This is a genomic window from Nonomuraea roseola (assembly GCF_039535395.1).
GTDB lineage: Bacteria > Actinomycetota > Actinomycetes > Streptosporangiales > Streptosporangiaceae > Nonomuraea > Nonomuraea roseola.
Map to the genome: position 1 here is coordinate 220093 of NZ_BAAAXC010000004.1, position 16393 is coordinate 236485.

16 protein-coding genes are annotated in these 16393 nt (G+C 72.6%); 6 read left to right on the top strand and 10 right to left on the bottom strand.

Annotated features, from left to right (window positions below):
* Positions 1-21: 21 nt before the first annotated feature.
* A complete protein-coding gene (locus tag ABFX55_RS01785) occupies positions 22-669 on the top strand; it encodes a TenA family protein (protein WP_346116926.1) in 648 nt (215 codons plus the stop codon).
* Here ABFX55_RS01785 and ABFX55_RS01790 read toward each other — a convergent pair.
* Genes ABFX55_RS01790 through ABFX55_RS01805 form a run of 4 tightly spaced genes read right to left on the bottom strand, consistent with a single transcriptional unit; the run spans position 659 to position 4321 of the window.
* Complete coding sequence (locus ABFX55_RS01790; protein WP_346116928.1) at positions 659-1240, bottom strand: HAD-IA family hydrolase; 582 nt, start codon at positions 1238-1240, stop codon at positions 659-661. The genes ABFX55_RS01785 and ABFX55_RS01790 overlap by 11 nt on opposite strands.
* Entirely contained in the window at positions 1237-1836 is a 600-nt protein-coding gene (locus tag ABFX55_RS01795) for a response regulator (RefSeq protein WP_346116930.1), read from the bottom strand. The genes ABFX55_RS01790 and ABFX55_RS01795 overlap by 4 nt, the downstream gene beginning before the upstream one ends.
* A complete protein-coding gene (locus tag ABFX55_RS01800; protein WP_346116932.1) occupies positions 1833-2840 on the bottom strand; it encodes a sensor histidine kinase in 1008 nt (335 codons plus the stop codon). The genes ABFX55_RS01795 and ABFX55_RS01800 overlap by 4 nt, the downstream gene beginning before the upstream one ends.
* 2 nt (positions 2841-2842) lie before the next feature.
* Complete coding sequence (locus ABFX55_RS01805) at positions 2843-4321, bottom strand: carboxylesterase/lipase family protein (protein ID WP_346116934.1); 1479 nt, start codon at positions 4319-4321, stop codon at positions 2843-2845.
* Between the two features lie 95 nt (positions 4322-4416).
* On the opposite strand from ABFX55_RS01805, the gene ABFX55_RS01810 reads away from it, so the two are divergent.
* A complete protein-coding gene (locus ABFX55_RS01810) occupies positions 4417-5217 on the top strand; it encodes a DUF4253 domain-containing protein (protein ID WP_183646642.1) in 801 nt (266 codons plus the stop codon).
* A gap of 4 nt (positions 5218-5221) precedes the next feature.
* On the opposite strand, the gene ABFX55_RS01815 is transcribed toward ABFX55_RS01810, so the two are convergent.
* Positions 5222-7108, bottom strand: coding sequence for a Xaa-Pro dipeptidyl-peptidase (locus ABFX55_RS01815; protein ID WP_346116936.1), 1887 nt, complete (start codon positions 7106-7108; stop codon positions 5222-5224).
* 108 nt (positions 7109-7216) lie between these two features.
* Here ABFX55_RS01815 and ABFX55_RS01820 point away from each other — a divergent pair, with 108 nt between their 5' ends.
* From ABFX55_RS01820 to ABFX55_RS01835, 4 genes are all read left to right on the top strand, one after another.
* Positions 7217-7762, top strand: a complete 546-nt coding sequence (locus ABFX55_RS01820) for a TetR/AcrR family transcriptional regulator (RefSeq protein WP_346116938.1) — start codon at positions 7217-7219, stop codon at positions 7760-7762.
* On the top strand, positions 7746-8222 hold the full coding sequence (locus ABFX55_RS01825; RefSeq protein WP_346116940.1) for a DUF5360 family protein: 477 nt from the start codon (positions 7746-7748) through the stop codon (positions 8220-8222). Before ABFX55_RS01820 ends, ABFX55_RS01825 begins: the two co-directional genes overlap by 17 nt.
* Positions 8180-8851: an HAD family hydrolase gene (locus ABFX55_RS01830; protein ID WP_346116942.1), complete on the top strand. Its 672-nt coding sequence runs from the start codon at positions 8180-8182 to the stop codon at positions 8849-8851. The genes ABFX55_RS01825 and ABFX55_RS01830 overlap by 43 nt, the downstream gene beginning before the upstream one ends.
* A 145-nt stretch (positions 8852-8996) precedes the next feature.
* Complete coding sequence (locus tag ABFX55_RS01835) at positions 8997-9458, top strand: SRPBCC family protein (RefSeq protein ID WP_346116944.1); 462 nt, start codon at positions 8997-8999, stop codon at positions 9456-9458.
* Here ABFX55_RS01835 and ABFX55_RS01840 read toward each other — a convergent pair.
* The 5 genes from ABFX55_RS01840 to ABFX55_RS01860 all read right to left on the bottom strand — a co-directional run bounded on the left by ABFX55_RS01840 (position 9401) and on the right by ABFX55_RS01860 (position 16371).
* Positions 9401-12505, bottom strand: coding sequence for an AfsR/SARP family transcriptional regulator (locus tag ABFX55_RS01840; RefSeq protein ID WP_346116946.1), 3105 nt, complete (start codon positions 12503-12505; stop codon positions 9401-9403). The genes ABFX55_RS01835 and ABFX55_RS01840 overlap by 58 nt on opposite strands.
* 164 nt (positions 12506-12669) lie before the next feature.
* On the bottom strand, positions 12670-12987 hold the full coding sequence (locus ABFX55_RS01845; RefSeq protein WP_346116948.1) for a DUF5709 domain-containing protein: 318 nt from the start codon (positions 12985-12987) through the stop codon (positions 12670-12672).
* Positions 12988-13020: 33 nt separating this feature from the next.
* On the bottom strand, positions 13021-13563 hold the full coding sequence (locus ABFX55_RS01850; RefSeq protein ID WP_346116950.1) for a hemerythrin domain-containing protein: 543 nt from the start codon (positions 13561-13563) through the stop codon (positions 13021-13023).
* A 23-nt stretch (positions 13564-13586) separates the two neighbouring features.
* Positions 13587-15143, bottom strand: a complete 1557-nt coding sequence (locus tag ABFX55_RS01855; RefSeq protein ID WP_346116952.1) for a gamma-glutamyltransferase family protein — start codon at positions 15141-15143, stop codon at positions 13587-13589.
* A gap of 10 nt (positions 15144-15153) precedes the next feature.
* A complete protein-coding gene (locus ABFX55_RS01860) occupies positions 15154-16371 on the bottom strand; it encodes an MFS transporter (RefSeq protein ID WP_346116954.1) in 1218 nt (405 codons plus the stop codon).
* Positions 16372-16393 lie beyond the last annotated feature (22 nt).

Below are 16393 nucleotides of genomic sequence, written 5' to 3' on the forward strand. Positions count from 1 at the left end.
AGATGTGGGTAAGGTGCGGGCGTGAGCGAGGGAAACTTCAGCGAGTGGCTGCGCGCCCGGTGCGAACCCACCTGGACCGAGGTGGTCACCCACCCGTTCGCGGAGGCGATCACCAAGGGCACGGTGCCCGACGACGACATGCGGCGCTACCTGAGCCAGGACTTCCAGTTCGTCGACACCTTCACCGCGCTGCTCGGCGCAGCGGTGGCCTGCGCCGACAGCTTCGAGGCGCGGGTGCCGTACGGCCGCTTCCTCGGGCAGGTGGCCACGACGGAGGAGAAGACCTACTTCCACCGCGCGCTCGACGCCCTCGGAGCGGGCACGGGCGCGACGGTCCTCGAGCCGGTCACCGAGGACTTCCGCACGCTGATGGACGAGGCCAGGACCAGCCAGGACTACGTGCTGATCGTGGCGGTCCTGTGCGTGGCCGAGTGGACCTACCTCGGCTGGGCCTCGCGCGCCACCCAGCCCTACCCCGACAACTTCGTGCACCGCGAGTGGATCGAGCTGCACGAGGGCCCCGAGTTCAGGCAGTGGGTCGGCTTCCTGCGCGGCGAGCTCGACAGGCTCGGGCCCGGCCTGGACGAGGACCACCGCCAGGAGGTGCTGAGCGTCTTCCACAGGGCGGTCGAGCTGGAGAAGCGCTTCTTCGACATGGCTAGAGGCTGAGCGCCCTCGCCAGGTCACCCGCCTCGGTGAAGTGGATCCCGATCATGCCGAGCGCCCTGGCGGCCTCGACGTTCTCCAGCCGGTCGTCGACGAACAGGCAGCGCGAGGGGGCGACGCCGGCCACCTGCGCGGCCAGCTCGTAGATGCGCGGGTCGGGCTTGGCCAGGCCGACCCGCGCGCTGCTGACCACGGCGTCGGCGAAGTAGGTCAGGCCGAGACGGTCGAGGTGCTCCTCGAGCGTGTCCATGGCGTTGGTCAGCAGGACGAGAGGGACCCGCTCCTGCGCCTTGGCCAGCAGCGCCCTGACCTCCTCGTCGACCCAGAAGGAGACCTCGGCGAACTCGGCGACGGCCTGGCGGGCCCGCTCGTCGCCGCCGAGCGCGAGCGCGACGGACTCGACCCACTGCGCCTCGGTGATCTGCCCGAGCGTGGCGGGCAGGATGCGCTCGGGCGCGAAGGCGGTCTTCATCAGGGGCAGGCCGTAGCGGGCCTCGATGTCGGCCTGGGCCACGTGGTCGAACTGGCGCAGCACGCCGTCGAGGTCGCTGAGAACCGCGTCGTAGGAGGTCACAACCACCCATTGTGCCGCGCCATGCGAGCGGCCTCGATCCGGTTCCTGGTGTGCGTCTTGCCTATGGCCGACGACAGGTGGTTGCGCACCGTGCTCTCCGACAGGTGCAGCCTGGTGGCCAGGTCGGCGATGGTGGAGCCGTCGATCGCGGCGGCCAGCACGTCGCGCTCCCTGTCGGTCAGCGGGCTCGGGCCCGCGTTGAGCGCGGCGGCGGCCAGCGCGGGGTCCACGATCCGCTCGCCCGCCACGGCGCGCCTGATCGCCGCGGCCAGCTCCTCGACGGGCGCGTCCTTCACCAGGAACCCCGCCGCGCCCGCCTCCATGGCCCTGCGCAGGTAGCCGGGCCTGCCGAAGGTGGTGAGGATCAGCACCACGATGCCCTTGCCGCGCAGGTCGGCGGCGGCGTCGAGCCCGCTGCGGCCCGGCAGCTCGATGTCGAGCAGCGCCACGTCGGGGCGTACCCGCTCGGCGGCAGGGACGATCGCCGAGCCGTCGGCCACCTGCGCCACGACCTCGATGTCGTCCTCCAGGCCGAGCAGCAGCGCCAGCGCGTCGCGCATCATGCCCTGGTCCTCGGCGATGAGCACCCTGATCACTTCGGCACCGCCACCGTGAGCACGAACCTGCCGCCCTCGGTGCGCGCCTCGACGGCCGCGCCCCGCTCGGCCAGGCCCTTCAGCCCGTTTCCCCTCGTGAAGGCCTGGGCCGCGCCGTCGTTGACGATCTCGAGCAGCACGCGCTCCCTCTCGTCCCTGAGTGTGATGGCGCAACCGGTCGCCCGCGCGTGCCTGATCACGTTCGTCACCCCTTCCCTGACGGCCCAGCCCAGCAACGCGTCCGCGTCGGGCGAGAGCCGTACCTCCTCCAGCATGACCTCCGCCCGCACCCCCGCCTCCTCCAGGGCCAGGCGGGCGGCGGCCAGCTCGTCGGCCAGGCCGCGCCCCCGATAGCCCGCCACGGCCGAGCGGACCTCCGCCAGCGCCCTGCGCCCGATCTGCTCGATGTCGCCCGCCTGCCGCGCGGCGGCGTCGGCGTCGCGGGAGGCGAGTCTGCGCACCGCCTCGGCCTTGACCACCACCAGCGACAGCGTGTGCCCGAGCAGGTCGTGCAGGTCGCGGGAGAAGCGCTCGCGCTCCCTCAGCACGGCCGCCCTGGCCAGCTCCTCCCTGGCCTCGAACAGCTTCAGCGTGACGTGCACGACGACCCCTGCGACGAAGGTTCCCCACGCCACCGCGGCCACCGCGTCCTCGCCGCCGCCGGACCGCAGCGTCACCAGTATCGAGACCACCGTCACCCCCGCCAGCGCGTACGGCACGGCCCGCCCCCGCACCACCACGCCGCACGCCATCGACACCAGCGGGCAGAGGTAGAGCCACTTGCCGCCGTAGGCCATGCCGAGCGCGAAGGTCACCGCCGCCAGCACCACCAGCGGCGCCCACGCGGGCCCCTCGCCGAACGCCATCCGGATCGCGGCCAGATAGGCTGCCGCGAAGACCGCCAGACCGAGCGCCCCCGCCCACGACGGCTGCCTGAGCAGGTCGTAGGCGGGGAACCAGGCCACGGCGATCCAGACGTAGAACGCCGAGGGGCCGGGTCTCATCGTCACCTCCAGTACGCCAGGTTGTGCTCGGCCGCGTAGTCGATCTGCTCGATCCTGCCCGGTGCGAGCGACTGCGTGCCCCCCTTCAGCGTGGGCCACGCGGGAAGGCCCTCCCCGTTCGGGTCGCCCTTGCGGGCGAAGGCGGTCCAGTACCCCACCATCTGGTCGGCCAGGCGCCGCTGTGCCGGCTCCAGCTTCGCCAGGCTCTCCTCGAACAGGTAGGACAGCTCGGCGGCGTGGTAGGCGCCCCAGTCGAAGCCGTCGCTCTCGATGTCGAGGAACATCGGCGCGTTCCTGTCGGCGAACTCGTAGCCGTAGACGGGCACGTGCCTGGCCAGCGCCGTGTTCTGGGCGTGGGTGCCGCGCGCCCACATCCTGTCGGTGATCACCTGGGCCCACGCGAGCGCGGGGTCGTCGCCGGGCGGGTACTCCTTCAGCACGTCCTTGCCGGGGAAGGCCGCCTCGGCCAGTTTCGGATAGTCGACCTTCCCTCCCGCCAGCCCGACGAAGATGCGGTGCTCGTCCTTGGTCGCCCCCGCCAGCACCGGCACCCGGTGGAAGCGGCCCTCCTCGACCGCCTCGGAGGGGATCTCGGGCAGCACCCTGTTGCCGTAGACGTAGACCTGGAAGGCGTTCATGATCTGCGGCACCGCGAGGATCTTCTCCACCGGCAGCCTCCTCAGGCATGCCAGGTCGGAGCAGCCGAGTCGGGCCGCGTAGTGCGCGCCGACCGCCTCGGCGTCGGCACGGGAGCGCCATGCGTAGGACGGCTGCGCCGGCAGGCCGGGGATCATGGCGCCCGCGGGCATGTCCATCATGGTCTCGCCGCTCTGCATGATGACGCGCTGGAACAGGCCCTTCGCGCCAGGCGAGGTGAGGTGGCCGCCGATGGCCAGCGCGCCGAAGGAGACGCCGAACGCCGTGACGTTGCCCGGGTCGCCGCCGAAGGCCGCGGCGTTGCGGCGCACCCAGCGCAGCGCCTCCTGCTGGTCCTGCAGGCCGTAGGTGCCCGAGTCCGCGAGCCCGGGGAAGCCGAACCCGCTGAAGACGCCGAGGCGGTAGTTGATCGTCACCACGACCACGCCCTTCGCGGCGATCCTGCGGGCGTCGGTGAGGTGGCCCGCGCCCAGCGCGCCGTCGCCGTGGATCCACACCATGACGGGACGCTTGCCGCCGGGCTCGCGGGGCGTCGTGACGTTGAGGAAGAGGCAGTCCTCCGTGGAGCTGGTGATCTTGGCGTAGTCGGAGCCGACCTGGGGGCACATCGCGCCAGGCTCGGTGGCGTCCCGCACGTCCTTCCACGCCTTCGCCGGGCGGGGCGACTCCCAGCGGGCCGCGGTGGCGTACGGGATGCCCTGGAAGAGGCGGTGGGCGCCGGTGACGGTGCCCCTGACGGGGCCCGAGGCGGTCTCCACCACCGCGGGGTCGTCGACGGCGGCGCACCCCGTCAGCAGGAACACGAGAGCGAGCAGAATCCTCATGACTCGAGGCTCGCGCAGCCGCGACCTGCGCAGAAGATTCATCGATCCCGTGTCCATCAGGACGAAAGTCCCGGGGGACTACCATCTTCCGAGACATGAACACTCACCAGCTACCGGCGAGTCTTTGCCGGCTGTTCGAGGACGGCGGCCGCGGGCGGTCGCTCTCCTTCGAGCTGCCCGCGGGCGACGTCGTGTGGCCGGAGCAGCCCGCCAGGCGCCCGGCCTTCTGGATGAGCGACGAGCCCGCGCGAGACGGGCTGTGGGCGGCGATGCGGGCCGAGCATCCACGCTCGGGCCTGTGGCCCGTGCTGCTGGACGAGTCGGCGCAGCCGTGGTCGTCCGCGCAGGTCGCGCCCGACTCGCCCGATCTCATCGACACCTTCACCGCCGCGGGGTTCATGAGCGAGGTGTGGCGAGACTGGGTCGCGCAGGTGCCGGTGGAGTCGCTGGCCGAGATCGAGCCGTTCGGGCCGCTGTGCCCCGGTCTGGCCGAGCCGGGGGAGCTGCGAGCCGATCCGGGGTCGGTCGCCGACTGGTACGCGGGCGTGCTGGGCGAGCGCGGCATGCCGCTCGGACTGGCGGCCGCGCGCAGGGGCGCCGACGCGCTGGCGGTGATGGGCTGGCAGGGCGCGCTGCACCACAACGAGTGGATGGTGCCGCTGGCCGCGGTCGTGCGCAGCTGGGAGGAGCGCTTCGGCGCGCGCGTGGTCGCGCTGGGGTTCAACACGCTGGAGCTGAGTGTGGCCGCGCCGCCGGTCAGCCCCGAGCACGCGATCCACGTCGCGGCCGAGCACTGGGCGTTCTGTCCCGACAACGTCGTCCAGGGCGCGGGCGATCTGTACGGCTACGCCGAACAGATCAGGGGACAGTTCTGCTGGTCGTTCTGGTGGGACTAGTTCGCTAGTGGAAGGCGTGCTCCGGCGTCGGCAGCTCCACCTCCTGCGGGCCGCGCCACGTGGAGGGGCCGGCGGGCACCTCTGCGAGCGGTGCGCTGAGCGCGAAGGGCACGGTGACCTTGCTCCTGGCCAGGTCGACCGTGACGGCCGCGCCGGTGGCGCGCTCGCCGCTGTAGGTGGAGTCGGTGCCCGCGATCACCAGGGCGAGCCTGTGACCCTTCTTGAAGACGTAGTCGTGCGGCAGGGTCTCCCACTCGACCTGGGCGAAGGCGCCGGGCGTCAGCGGGCTGGGCGAGGACAGCGAGTCGCGGTTCTGCACGTCGAGCCAGCCGCGGGCGACGATCTCCAGCGGGCGGGTGGCCAGGTTCGTGGCGACCTTGCGGTAGCAGCCGTCGTCGGCCGCGGTCGACTCGCCGTGGCAGTCCTCCTCGGCGAGCGTGGTGATGCCCTGGCCGCGCCGCCAGTCGAGGCGGGTGTCGTCGCCGAAGTCGACGAGCAGCGCGGTCAGGTTCGCGGTCGGCCGGTCCAGCGCGAGGCGCAGGTCGACCACCGGCGTGCCGGACAGGCGCAGGTCGAGGGGGAGCTCGCCGGTGGTGAAGGCGAGCCTGCCCGGCTTGGCGGTGCCGACGTCGGCGACCATCTCGGTCTCGGGCATGCGCACGTCGGTGAAGGCCGCCGTCGCGCCTCTGCGGGCCGGCAGCAGGCCGAGTGAGCCGTCGGCGGAGGGCCGCAGCGGCACCCTCATCGCCCCGCGCGCGGGCCAGTCTCGCTGGGTGATCCACTGCGCCGGGCCGACCTGCACGTCGGCGCGGGGCCTGCTCATGATCCCGTTGTCGACCCCGAGCAGCCAGTGGTCGAACCACTGGTGCAGCGTGTCCACCCACAGGCCGCGGCGTCCCTCGAAGTCGAAGGGGTCCACGTGCTGGTACTGGCCGACCCAGATCTTGCGCGGCACGCCCCTGCTGCCCAGCGCCTTCCACCAGGCGGAGAAGTTGTCGGGCTTGACGTTGAGGTCGTTGACCGTGTGGACCACGAACACGCTGGCCTTCACGTTCGCGACGTCCTTCTCGTAGTCGCGCTCGGCCCAGAACGGGTTGTAGTCGCCGGTGTCGTCGCCGTCCTGCGCGTCCATGTCCGCCCGTACGGCCGCGCACTTGGCGTCGGGGTCGGTGTCGACCACGTTGGCCAGCCATGAGGCGTAGTTGTAGGAGTAGACGACGCCGCCCGAGCGCTGGTAGCGGTACCACGAGCTGATCGCCGAGATCGGGACGATCGTCTCCAGCCCCTCGACCCCCGTGGCGGCCACGGCGTTGGCCAGCGTGCCGTCGTACGACTTGCCGATCATGGCGGCCTTGCCCGTGGTCCAGGTGGCGTGGGCGGGCGTGCCGTCGGCGCGGTAGGCGGGGGCCCTGCCGTTCAGCCAGTCGATGACCGCCTTGCCGCCGACGACGTCGGCCTGACCTCCTGTGGCCGGGCAGCCGTCGGACCTGGTGGTGCCGAGCATGTCGACGTTGAGTACCGCGTAGCCCCTCGGGACGAAGAAGTTGTCGTAGAACAGCGGGAACTTCGCCACGTTGCCCTCGGCGTCGTAGACCTTGCGCTCGCTCTCGTTGCCCCTGCCCGAGTTGTCGTAGTAGGGGCTCTCGTCGATGATCACGGGGATCCGGTCGGCGGTCCTCGGGCGGATGATGTCCACCCTGACCCTGTCGAGGCGGCCGTCGGCGTCGCTGTCGATCGGCGCCTCCACGTAGACGTGCTCGCGGATGGCGTCGGCGTAGGAGAAGACCGGCTGCGAGCGGTCGCCGGCGATCGTGATGGTGGTGGCATGGGCTGGTGGGGCGGTCGTCGCCACGAGGGTCAACGCGACGAGGGCGGCTCGTAAGTGTGGCACGCGGGGTCCTCCGTTGCAGGGGGGCTACTAGCGCAATGTCGATGATCGGGATGTCTCTGGCAAGATCTCCCTTTAAAGTGCACCGGCTGGCCGGTATAGTTTCGAGGCGTGCCAAGACCCAGTTCGAGAGAGCGGCTGCTTGACGCGGCCGCCGAGGTGCTGCTCACCGACGGTGCCGAGTCGCTGACGCTGGAGGCCGTGGCCCAGCGCGCGGGGGTGTCCAAGGGCGGCCTCTTCTACCACTTCCCGACCAAGCAGGCCATGGTGGCCGCCATGGTCGACAGGCTCACCTCCGCCTTCGACGCCGCCCTGGCCGGCGCGGGCAGCGAGCCAGGGGACTTCCTGCGCGCCTACGTCGCGGCGACGATCCCCGAGGACCACACCGCCGCGCCCGCCGACAGGGTGACGGCGGCGCTGCTGGCGGGCGTGCTGGTCGACCCCGCGGGCCTCGAACCGCTGCGCAGGCGGTTCGCCGCGTGGCAGGCGCGGCTGGTCGACGACGGCATCGACCCGGCCGCCGCGACCGCCGTACGGCTGGCGGTCGACGGATGGTGGGCCGTCAGGCTGCTCGGCCTCGGCGAGCCCGCACCCGGACTGCACGAGAGCACCCGCCGCTACCTCATGGAGGCGATCGACCGTGCTGCGCGCGACTAAGGCCCTCATGCTCGTGACGGACCTCGGGTTCGTCGTCTACTTCTCGGTCACGGGACTGGGGCTGATCCCGCCGGAGTGGGCCTTCGCCGACTACGGCAACCCGCTCATGGCCGACTGGAACTGGTCCTTCCTCTGGATCGACCTCCTGGCCAGCGCCACAGGCCTGACGAGCCTGTGGCTGCTGAGGACGGGCGGCGCGCGCGGCGCAGGTCTCATGCTGGTCTCGCTGGTGCTGACCATGGCCTCGGGGCTGATGGCGATCGCGTTCTGGACCCTTCGCGGCGACTTCTCGCCCGCCTGGTGGATCCCCAACCTCTACCTGCTGCTCTTCCCGATCCCCGCGATCGTCGCGCTGACCGCCCCCTCGGTCGCCCGCGACGGCGAGACCGTAGAGTTGGGGCGGATCAGGGAGGATCGATGGTGGTCAGGGCAGTGGTGTTCGACGTCGGCGAGACGTTGATCGACGAGACGCGCATCTGGTCGCGCTGGGCCGACAGGCTGGGCGTGACACGGCTGACGTTCATGGGCGTGCTCGGCGGGATGGCCGCGCTCGACCGCTCCCACCGCGACACCTTCCAGATCCTGCGACCCGGGTTCGACCTCGAGGCCGAGATCGCGGCATGGGAGCGCGACGAGCCCGAGAGCCTGCGCAACCACTTCGACGCCGACGACCTCTACCCCGACGTGCGCGAGGCCCTGGACGGCCTCAGGCAGGCGGGTGTCCAGGTGGTCATCGCGGGCAACCAGCCCACCAGGGCCTACGACGCGCTGGTGGCCATGGACCTGCCGGCCGACTCCATCCACACCTCCGACGGCTGGGGCGTGGCCAAGCCCGCCCCCGAGTTCTTCGCCAAGGTCGCCGCGGTGGCGGGCAGGGAGCCCGGCGAGATCCTCTACGTCGGCGACAGGTTCGACAACGACGTGCTGCCCGCCGCGCGCGCGGGGATGCGCACCGCGCTGCTGCGCAGGGGTCCGTGGGGCCACCTGCACGCCGACAGGCCCGAGGCCGCCGCGGCGGACGTGATCATCGACGACCTGTACGGCGTGCTGCCCGCCCTGACCGGGCTGAACGAGACAAGCAGGCCTTAAGGCCACCGGAAGGCGATCGTAAGGGGCGAGGGGCACTGTGGGTCACGTCGGAAGTGATCCACCCCCTGAGCCCCTGAGAGGCCGGCCATGACGCAGACCGCCGAGTACGAGATCGTCCTTCGCCTCGACGCCCCCCCGCGAGCAGGTGTACGCCGCCTGGACCACCCCCGGGCGCTTCGCCCGCTGGTTCGGCCCCCGCATCTTCACCACCCCCGCCGACCGCGTGGCCCTGGACGTCAGGCCCGGCGGCGCCTGGCAGGCCAAGCTGGTCGGCGACGAGGGCTTCGAGGTCACGCTCCAGGGCGCGTATCGCGAGGTCGCGGGCCCCGGTCGGCTGGTCTTCACCACCGGCGACCCCGACAACCCCGGCGACGCCCCGGCCTCGGTGGTGACCCTCACCCTGGACGAGGGCGAGGGCGGCGGCACCACGATGCGCTTCCACCAGTTCGGCGTCAACACCGACCAGGAGCACGCCGAGCAGGCCAGGGCGGGATGGCTGGAGTTCTTCGAGCGCCTGTCCGAGCACCTGGCCGTTCATGCCGCCTCGTCTCAGGCTGCCGCGTCCCTGGCCACGTCGTCGAAGGTCAGCTCGCAGCCGGCGGCGTAGGCGGCGGCGAACGCCTCGGGGCCGAGCGCGGCCTCGATCCTCGCGGTGATGCGCCGCACCTCGTCGTCCTCGGTGCGGCTGGCGGGGGTGCGGTGCGCCAGCCTGGCCGACGCGGCCAGACCGAGCAGCCTCGCGCCCTCCTCCGGCCCGGACGCGGCGGCGAGACCCTCGACCGTGAGCGCCGTCGTGCGGGGGTCACCGATCCTCCTGGCGGCGGCGAACGCCTCGAGGAACAGCTCTCGCGCGCCCCCGGCGTCGCCCCGCAGCTCGTGGACGAAGCCCAGCTCCACGAGTGTCGTGGGCAGGAACAGCGGGGGCTCGCCGTCCCTCGGGACGCCGTCGAGCAGCCGGTCGAGGTGGGTGCGCGCCAGATCCAGTCTGCCCGCCCTGCGGGCGGAGAAGCCGAGACCCATCTCGGCGAAGATCTGTCCCTCGCGGTAGCCCTGCCCCGTGGCCAGCTTGAGCGCCTGGCCGCAGTGGTCCATCGCCGCGTCGTGGTCGCCCTCGTTCATGGCCATCCAGCCCAGCCACGACAGCCTGCCCACGACATCGGGCCACAGGCCGAGCTCCTCGGCGATGCGCAGGTCCTCGGTGAACAGCCGGGTGGCCGCCTCGATGTCGCCGTGGATCTCGGCCAGCCCGCCGAGCCACTCGGTGGCCTGCAACCGTCCCCAGCGGTCGCCGAGCTCCGCGAACAGCGCGGCGCTCTCGCCGCCGTCGCGCTCGAGGGCCTCCAGGTCGCGCAGGGTGAAGGCGTCGCGGGCGTGCCTGCTCAGCGCCGCCGCCACGCCCCACCTGTCGCCCACCTCGCGGAAGGTCTCCAGCGCGCTGTCGACCAGGGCGCGCGAGGTCGGCAGGTCGGCGATGCCGAGGCTGACGAACCACTCCGCCCTGGCCCGGTCGGCAGGATCGGCGAGATCCAGCGCCTGCTTCCAGTCGACGTCCTCGCCGAGCAGCAGGGCGAACCCCGCGCTCCAGGCCCGCGCCCTCGCCCTGTCTGCGGCGGCGTCGTCCCCCACGGCCTGCCCCGCCTGTCCCGTCTGAGCGGCCTGGTCGGCCGCGAGCGCGGCCTGCAGCGAGCGGCGTCCCTCGCCGAGCCTGCCGCGCAGGAACCAGTACCAGGCCAGGGCGTTCACCAGCCGCAGGGCGTCGGCCACGGGGGCGGCGTCGAGCGCGGCCCTCAGGTTGGCCGCCTCGGCGTCCAGCCGCCGCATCCAGCGCGCCTGCTCGGGCCCGCGCAGATACGACTCGGCCCGTACGGCGAGCGCGGTGTAGTAGCCGGCGTGCGCCTGCCGTACCCGTACGGCCTCGCCCGCGTCGTCCAGGCGGTGCAGGCAGTAGGCCGTCACCGACTCCAGCAGCCGGTAGCGCACCCCCGAAGGCCCCTCCACGACCACCACCAGCGACCTGTCGACCAGCCGCGCGAGCGTGTCGAGCACGTCGACGCCGTCCTGCGCGCACACCGCCTCGGCGGCCTCCAGCGTGCAGCCGTCGGCGTGCACGGCCAGGCGGCGCAGCACGACCCGCTCGTGGTCGGTGAGCAGGGTCCAGCTCCAGTCGATCATCGCCATCAGCGTCTGCTGCCGCGCGGGAGCGCCGCGCTGGAAGCCGGCCAGCACCTTGAACCTGTCGTCGAGCCTGGCCACGAGCTCCTGGACGCCGAGCGCCCTGACGCGGGTGGCGGCCAGCTCGAGTGCCAGCGGGATGCCGTCCAGCCTGCGGCACAGCTGCGCGACCGCCTCGGCGTTGCCCTCGTCGAGGGCGAACCCCCTGGCAGAGGCGGTGGCCCTGGCCATGAACAGCCGCACGGCATCGGCCTTGGCCACCGTGAACAGCTCGGAGCCCTGGGGGAGCTCGAGCGCGGGCACGCTCCACAGCGCCTCGCCCGCCACGTTCAGCGGCTCGCGGCTGGTCGCCAGGATGCGCAGGCCCTCCACGGAACGCAGCAGCGTCTCCGCCAGCAGGGCGGCCTGCTCCACCACGTGCTCGCAGTTGTCGAGCACCAGCAGCAGGCGTCGCCCGCGCAACGCCTCGACCAGGCGCTCCATGATGCCCGCCGAGTCCTCACGGATGTCGAGCGCGACGAGCACGGCCTCGGCGAGCGACGGCGTGAGCCGGTCGTAGGGCGCCAGCTCCACCAGCCACGCGCCGTCGGGGTGTGCCCCTGTGAGCCGCCGCCCGACCTCCAGCGCCAGACTCGTCTTGCCCACGCCGCCCGAGCCCGTGAGCGTGACCAGCCTGCTCGTGTCCAGCAGGGCGCGCACCTCGGCCACCGCCTCCTCGCGCCCGATCAGGTCGCTCACGGCGGCCGGCAGGTTCGTCGCGGGGCGCTCGGCCCTGCTGCTCAGCGCGGGGTCCTGGCGCAGGATGCGCGCGTACAGGTCGGCCAGCGCGGGTGAGGGGTCGAGGCCCAGCTCGTCGGCGAGCCTCTCGCGCAGCTCGCCGTAGCTGGCCAGCGCCTCGCTCTGCCGTCCCGCCCGGTAGAGGGCGGCCATGTGGACGGCGCGCAGCCGCTCTCTGAGCGGATGATCGGCCACGAGCTCGGCCACCTCGACGGGCTCTCCCGCCGCCAGCCGCGCCTCGGCGAGCTCCTCGACGGCGCTGAGGCGCGCCTCCTCCATGCGGGCGATCACCGGCCTCAGGAACTCGAAGTCGGCGAAGTCGGCGAACGCGGCGCCCCGCCACAGCTCCAGGGCCTCCGCCCACCTGCCCTCCTCGGTCAGCGCCGTGAAGCGGGCGGCGTCGACCGCGCCGGAGGCGGCCTGCAGCGCGTAGCCGGGAGCGCGCGAGAGCACGAGGTTCTTACCGCCGGGCTCGGCGTCCTCCAGCGCGCGGCGCAGCTGCGAGACCCGCACCTGCAGAGCGGCCGGGGGGTTGCCGGGAGGCTCGTCCCCCCACAGGTCGTCGACCAGCCGGTCGGCGGAGACCACCCGTCCGTCGGCGGCGAGCAGGGCGGCCAGCAACGCGCGCACCTTCAGGCCCGGGATCGCGACGACCTGTCCCTCGTCCGTCCAGGCTGTCACGGGGCCGAGCACACCAAAGCGCATACGACCGACCTTAAAGGCACGCGAGCGTTGCCCGCAGCGGGTCGCCGCCCGGCCAGGCCGGCCCGCCGCTCACTGCGCCGCGTCCGCCCCCGCCTACGTGACGGCGGTCCCGGGGCGAGCACGCCGACGCCGGACCGGTTCCCGCCGGTCCGGCGTCAGCGTCCTCATGGCTGCTCGGGGTCGACGCGGACGGCGCGCTCCTCTGCCGACAGGTCGCCCGAGTCGCTCCCCACGTCCTGGCCGATCTCCTCGCTCTCGACGTCGGGCGTGAGGCCCTCGTCGGGCGAGAGGAGCCTGTGCTCCTCGCGGGGCGCTCTCTCGCGCTCGGGGGCCTCCCGCCACAGCCGCTCGGCCACGGTGTCCTGGTGCTGGGGGTCGTCCTCCTCGATCACATGGTTCTGGCCGAGATCGTCGGTCCACTCCTCGACCTCGATCTCCTGCTCGTCGCTCATGCCGTAGCGGTCCGGCGGTGTTTCGGTCATAGCGGCTCACTACCCCGCACGAGGCCCGAAACCCTAGGACTTTGCCTTCTTGACGGCCTCGGCCAACTCATCCTTGTCCATGGTGGACCTGCCGGGGATGTCGGCCTCCTGCGCCTGCTTGTACAGCTCCTCCTTGGAGGGAGCGGGCGGGCGCAGGGCGAGCAGCTCGCTTTCCCTGCGCTCCTTGAAGGCCTTGCCGAGCTGCTCCAGCTGCTTCTGGCTGAGCGACTCGCGAAGGGCGGGGAGGATCTCGCTCTCCTCCTCCTCGACGTGGTGCTTCACGGACTCGACGAGCTTGACGAGGGTCTCGGAGAAGTGAGGGGTGCCGGGGGTGGCGTGCTTGAGCGCGTCGAGGAGGACCTCGGCCTCCTTGTGCTCCTCCACGCCATGGTGCGCCTCGGAGGGCTGGACCTCCGCGTAGACCCTGTCCTCCTCCGCCCTGGCGTGGGCGGTGAGCAGGGCGGCCAGCTCGGCCACGTCGGCCTCGGGGTCGCCCTGCCTGCTGTTGAGCCGCTCGAACAGCGCCTCGATCGCGCGGTGGTCACTGGTGATCATCGTGATGACGTCGGTTCCCATGGCGGCCGGTGCTACCCAGGGGGTCAGCGTCCAATCGCGGCGCCGATGCGGGCGCGCGGGTCGGCCGCGCCCGCGAGAACCCCGTCAGGCAGGACGTCGATGAGGTGGGCGTGCCCGAATCCCGTCCCGTACGGCATGCCCGCCACCGGATGTCCGAGCGCGGACAGGCCGTCGGCCCAGCCCGCGCCCTCCTCCAGCTCCATGACGGTCTCGTCGGGTGAGTCCCAGGTGTCGAAGCCGGTGCCGCCGGTGCCCAGCCGCCAGCGCGGCGCCGAGATCGCCTGCCCCGGCGTCTGGCCGTGCCTGAGCAGGCGGGTGATGACCTGGAGCAGGATCTGGGGCTGCGCGTCGCCGCCCATGGTGCCCACGACCGAGCGCAGCGAGCCGTCCTGCCTGGTGATGAGGGCGGGGGTGAGCGTGTGCGGAGGGCGGCGGCCCGGGCCGTACTCGGTCGGGTGTCCGGGCGTGAGGGAGAAGCCGATGCCGCGGTTGTGCAGGTTGATCCCGGTGCGCGGCTCGACCAACAGGCTGCCGAAGCCCGAGGCGTTCGACTGGATGAGGGAGACGCCCATGCCGTCGCCGTCCACGGCGCACAGGTAGGTCGTGTCGCCCTCGGCGGTCAGCCCGCGCACCCTGAGCCGGGCCGTGGGGTCGACCATGGCGCGCCGCCTGGCGATCTCGGCCTCCGACACCAGGTCCCGCGCGTGCTCGTGCAGCAGCGACAGCCGGTCGTGACCGGCGATCCTGGCGGCCTCGCCCAGCAGGTGCGCCCAGAGGGCGTGATCGGGGGTCGGGGGCAGGTCGAGGCCGTCGACGACGCCCAGCGAGAGCAGCAGCAGGTAACCCTGGGAGTTGGGCGGCATGGACCACACGTCGTGGCCGAAGGCGCGCACGCGCAGCGGCTCCACCCAGTCGGCCATCGGCTTGGCCAGGTCGTCGGGGACGTACTCGCCCGCGCCGAGCTCGAGCAGGCCCTGGCCGAACTCGCCCTGGTAGAAGCCCTCCCTGCCGGAGGAGGCGATCGCCTCGAGCGTACGGGCCACGCCCGGCCTGTTCATGAGCTGTCCCGGCGAGGAGACGGCGGCGAAGTCGGGGTGGTGGGCCAGCGCCGAGGCGATGGGGGCCAGCAGGGGTGAGACGGGGAAGCCGTGCGCGGCCAGGTCGATCGCGGGGGCGAGGACCGTGGCCATCGGGAGCCTGCCGTACCTGGAGTGCAGCGCGAGCCAGCCGTCCACGGCCCCCGGCACCGGCGCCGACCTGATGTCGTTGCGGAGGGGCATGACGGTGTGGCCCTCGGCCCGCAGCCTGCCGGGGTCGGCGCCCGAGCCCGCGCGTCCCGAGGCGTTGAGCGCGGTGACGGAGCCTTCGGCCCGGCAGCCGGAGCTGCCGTCGTGGACGAGGGCGAACAGGTCCCCGCCGAGCCCGCACATGTGGGGGGCGGTGACCGCGAGGACGGCGTTGGTGGCGATGGCGGCGTCGGCGGCCGAGCCGCCGCGGTCGAGCATGGTCAGACCTGCGGCGGAGGCGAGATGGTCGACACTGCACACCATGCCGGACCTGGCGTATCGGGTGTTCTGCACGGATCAGACCTTACGCGGTCCTCGCGCGCAGGATCCTGACGCCCGTCACCCTGGCCAGCGCCAGCGCGGCGAGCAGGGTGGCGGCGGTGGTGCTCACCCCGCCGATCTGCAGCGCGAGACGCGGGCCCATGGCGTCGCTGAGCCAGCCGAGCAGCGGCCCGCCCAGCGCGCCGGCCGCCGCGCTCACCAGGCCGAGCACCGAGATGACCCGGCCGCGCAGCTCGTCGGGGCTGCCGAGCTGGACCCTGGCGCCGATCGTGGTGTCGATGACCACCGCGCCGGCGGCGATCGGCAGCAGCAGCGCGGCGAAGGGCCACAGCCCGGGAACCAGGCCGCTGAGCGCCTGGGCCACGCTGGCGAGGAAGGCCGTGACCAGCAGCAGGCGCATGGTCAGCCGCGGCCTGCTCGCGGCGAAGATGCCGCCGAGCACGGTGCCGACCGCGAAGACCGTGGACAGCAGGCCGTAGCCCACCGCGCCCGCGCCGAGCGGTCCTGCCGCCATCGAGGCCATCGTCACCTGGTAGTTGCGGCCGAGGCTGCCGAGGATGAGGGAGAGGGCGAGCACCACCAGCAGCCAGGGGGTGCGCAGCACGTGACGCAGGCCGTCGCGGATGCCGCCGGCGCCCGCCGACGCCTTGGCGAGCAGGTACATCTCTCCCGCGCGCATCGCGGCGATCGCGCCGATGACGGCCAGGAAGCTGACGGCGTTGATGACGAACAGGCCGCCCGTGCCTGTGAGGGGAAGCAGCACACCCGCCAGGCTCATGCCGAGGATGCGGCCCGCGGAGTTGATGACCGAGCCGAGCGCCATCGCGTTGGGCAGGTCGGCGGGCGGGACGACCTCGGCGCCGAAGCGGCCGAGCGCGGGGCCGCCGAGCGCGGTGACCAGCCCTCCCGCCAGCGCCACGCCGTACACGGGCAGGACGGAGGTGACGCCCGTCATGGCCACGACGGCGAGCACGACGGCCAGCAGCCCCTGGGCGACCTGCGAGGCGAGGACGACCGGGCGAGCCGGCAGCCTGTCGGCGAGCGCGCCGCCCCACAGGCCGAAGGCAAGGGTGGGAAGCGCCTGAAGGACCAGGCTGAGACCCACGCTCGTCGCCGAGCCCGTGGCCTCCAGGATGAGCCAGTTGACGCCGAGCACCTGCATCCAGGTGCCTGTCACGGAGACGAGATCGGCGCCGGCCCAGAGTCGGTAGTTGTGGTGCTTGAGCGAGCTGAGCAGCAAGGAAGTGCAATCTCTTGGGAAA

What these genes read in the sequence shown, in the direction of transcription:
- ABFX55_RS01800 (WP_346116932.1), bottom strand. Translation starts at nt 2,840, where the DNA reads ATGAGACCCGGCCCCTCGGCGTTCTACGTCTGGATCGCCGTGGCCTGG.
- ABFX55_RS01805 (WP_346116934.1), bottom strand. Translation starts at nt 4,321, where the DNA reads ATGAGGATTCTGCTCGCTCTCGTGTTCCTGCTGACGGGGTGCGCCGCC.
- ABFX55_RS01810 (WP_183646642.1), top strand. Translation starts at nt 4,417, where the DNA reads ATGAACACTCACCAGCTACCGGCGAGTCTTTGCCGGCTGTTCGAGGAC.
- ABFX55_RS01830 (WP_346116942.1), top strand. Translation starts at nt 8,180, where the DNA reads ATGGTGGTCAGGGCAGTGGTGTTCGACGTCGGCGAGACGTTGATCGAC.
- ABFX55_RS01840 (WP_346116946.1), bottom strand. Translation starts at nt 12,505, where the DNA reads ATGCGCTTTGGTGTGCTCGGCCCCGTGACAGCCTGGACGGACGAGGGA.
- ABFX55_RS01845 (WP_346116948.1), bottom strand. Translation starts at nt 12,987, where the DNA reads ATGACCGAAACACCGCCGGACCGCTACGGCATGAGCGACGAGCAGGAG.
- ABFX55_RS01850 (WP_346116950.1), bottom strand. Translation starts at nt 13,563, where the DNA reads ATGGGAACCGACGTCATCACGATGATCACCAGTGACCACCGCGCGATC.